Below are 2,468 nucleotides of genomic sequence, written 5' to 3'. Positions count from 1 at the left end.
TGGCAGGAGGCCAGCATGGATGGCACGAGCTCTTTCACAGGATCTTCGGGACAGGGTAGTTGCAGCGATTGATGCGGGCTTAAGCTGTCATGCGGCGGCGGCGCGCTTCGGGGTCAGCGCATCGAGCGCGATCCGCTGGCGACAGCTCGCCCTGGAGCATGGTCAGGCTGTGGCCAGGCCGCGCGGCGGTGACCGGCATTCCGGCAGGATCGAAGCGCATGGCGGCTTCATTCGGGGACTGATTGCCGAGCAGGGCGATATGACCCTGGTCGAGGTTCAGACGCGGCTGATTGAGCGTGGCGCCCTGGTTGGGATCGGCACGGTGCATCGCTTCTTCGCCCGTCACGGGATCACGCGCAAAAAAAGACCGGGCACGCGATCGAGCAGGACCGTCCCGACGTCCTGAGGCAACGTCGGCACTGGTTCGATGGCCAGATCGACCTCGAACCCGAGCGCCTCGTCTTCATCGACGAGACGTGGACCGCCACCAACATGACCCGCAGCCATGGCCGCTGCCCCAAGGGCGAGCGACTGCGGATGGGCTTCCCGCACGGCCACCGTAAAACCACCACGCTGGTTGCGGGTCTGCGGATAACCGGCATGGTCGCGCCGATGGTGCTGGACGGACCGATCAACGGCGACTGGTTCGAAGCCTATGTGGCGCAGGTGCTCGTGCCCGAGCTGCGGCCCGGCGACGTCGTCATCATGGACAACCTCTCCAGCCACAAGCGGGCAGCAGTGAGGGAGAGGATCGAAGCAGTCGGCGCAACCCTGCGCTTCCTCCCGCCCTACAGCCCGGACTTCAACCCCATCGAAAAGGCCTTCTCACGGCTCAAGGCCATGCTCCGAAAAATAGGCGAGCGAACCGTCAGCGGCCTGTGGGACCTGATCGGCAAACTCGTCGATATCTTCCAGCCCATCGAATGCGCCAACTACTTCAAATCATGCGGCTATGAACCGGAATGAATGGAAACCGCTCTAGAGCGGGGCGTTTCTGCGGCGCAGGCGGCGCGCGATCTCGACGTGCATGGCAACGTGCTGCGCAAGTGGATCCGCGAAGCGGAGGGCGATCCTGGATCGGCCTTTCCCGGCCACGGCAAGCTGAGGCCAGAACAGCAGGAGATTGAGCGGCTGCGCCGCGAGCTGGCGCGGATGAAGGCGGAGCGCGACATTCTAAAAAAAGCGGCGGCCTACTTCGCGAAGGACTCGATATGAGGTTCGCCTTCATCGCGAAGCACCGGGGGGTCTGGCCGGTATCGTGGATATGCGAGGCGCTCGGGGTCTCGCGCAGCGGCTTTCATGCCTGGCTGGTGCGCGCGCCGAGCGTGCGCTCTTGCAGTGACGAGGAGTTCGGCGCCAGGGTGCGGGCAAGCTTCATCTCCAGCTATCGCACTTATGGCGCGCGCCGTGTCTGGCACGATCTTCTGGCCGAAGGCCTGTCATGCGGCCTGCACCGCGTCGAACGACTGATGCGGGTGCAGGGTCTCAAGGCTCGCCCCAGGCGTCGCGGTCTGCCCAAGGACGAGGGCCAGCGGTCGGTGATCGCCGGCAACGTGCTCGATCGACAGTTCACCGCCGATGGACCGAACCAGAAGTGGGTGGCAGACTTCACCTACATCTGGACCGCCGAAGGCTGGCTGTATGCGGCCGCGGTGATCGACCTGTTCTCCAGGCGGGTGGTCGGCTGGTCGATGAGCGACACGATGACGGCACAGCTCGTCACCGATGCGCTGGTCATGGCGATCTGGCGACGCGGCAAGCCCGATGCCCTGCTGCACCACTCGGACCAGGGCAGCCAATATACCAGCGAGCAGTTCCAGCGGCTGATGACCGACAACGGCATCACCTGCTCGATGAGCCGGTCGGGCAACGTCTGGGACAATGCCGCGATGGAGAGCTTCTTCTCCTCGCTCAAGACCGAGCGGATCGCGCGGAAAACATACCGAACGCGCAATCAGGCACGGGCGGACGTGTTCGATTACATCGAACGCTTCTACAATCCCACGCGCAGGCACTCGACCCTGGGCTATCTCAGCCCCATGGACTTCGAGAAGCAGGCTAATGTAGCCTAACTTGGTGTCCGCAAAACCGGGTGCAGCTCACTTTGCCATTTTCCGGAGGTTCTGGGCTGCGGCGGCGAGGTGGAACTCATCTTTCGCTCCATTGGGGCCTCGCAGGCGCAAGCGATCCAGCTTCAGGATGCGCTTGAGGTGAGCGAAGAGCATCTCGACCTTCTTCCGTTGGCGGCGTGACACGAGATACGCGTCGGTGGTGGCGATATCGCGGGCCAGGTCGCGCGCGCCTTCGTGGATCGATCGGGTGACCTTGCGAGCGGGCATGTTGGGCGTGCATCGCTGCCGGAAGGCGCAGTTCTGGCAGTCCTGCTGACGCGCGCGATAGCGGATCGACCCATCCTTATCGACGCCACTGCGCGGTGTGCTGAAGTTGCGATTGGAACGCCGCAGGCG

At 63.9% G+C, this 2,468-nt stretch carries 3 protein-coding genes; 2 read left to right on the top strand and 1 reads right to left on the bottom strand.

Going from position 1 to position 2,468, the window contains the following annotated elements; translation table 11 throughout:
• Positions 1 to 19 precede the first annotated feature (19 nt).
• A protein-coding gene (locus U1769_RS24795; RefSeq protein ID WP_332720836.1) for an IS630 family transposase occupies positions 20 to 966 on the top strand; the annotation gives its coding sequence in 2 pieces (ribosomal slippage) (positions 20 to 356 and positions 356 to 966; 948 coding nt in all).
• Positions 967 to 2,072, top strand: a protein-coding gene (locus U1769_RS24790; protein ID WP_332720835.1) for an IS3 family transposase whose coding sequence is annotated in 2 segments (ribosomal slippage) — positions 967 to 1,186 and positions 1,186 to 2,072 — 1,107 coding nt in all. Because the reading frame shifts where the segments join, the coding sequence is not laid out codon by codon here.
• 27 nt (positions 2,073 to 2,099) lie between these two features.
• Here the strand turns inward: U1769_RS24790 and U1769_RS24785 are convergent.
• A partial coding sequence (locus U1769_RS24785) for a transposase (RefSeq protein WP_332720834.1) occupies positions 2,100 to 2,468 on the bottom strand: 369 nt, incomplete at its 5' end.

Origin of the sequence: Parasphingomonas zepuensis, from assembly GCF_036663735.1 — a bacterium.
GTDB lineage: Bacteria > Pseudomonadota > Alphaproteobacteria > Sphingomonadales > Sphingomonadaceae > Sphingomonas.
Note: the sequence above shows the minus strand (reverse complement) of the source record. Positions and strands in the feature narration are given on the sequence as shown.